1 pseudogene is annotated in these 237 nt (G+C 40.5%); it reads right to left on the reverse strand.

The features are described from left to right. Nucleotides 1–237 (reverse strand): annotated as a pseudogene (locus DYY66_RS10035) (sugar ABC transporter permease); the annotation flags it as partial.

Raw genomic sequence — 237 nt, forward strand, 5'->3', positions numbered from 1 at the left:
GTTTCCAAAAGCCAGAGTTATTACAACAACACCTATTGCAAGAATGCCCAGACACTCATACACGCTAGTTAGATCACCTGTTGATGTGGCTTGCACTATCAAAGTTCCAATGCCAAAGACTTTGTATGCAGTTATGCCAACTGAGAAGACCTCACTTACCATGATATAGAAAAGTGCATCGGCAAAACTTGGAAATATATCAGATGAGACTCGAGGATATGAGAACGGTATGTACAA

It is taken from the genome of Candidatus Nitrosotalea sp. FS (assembly GCF_011319475.1).
GTDB lineage: Archaea > Thermoproteota > Nitrososphaeria > Nitrososphaerales > Nitrosopumilaceae > Nitrosotalea.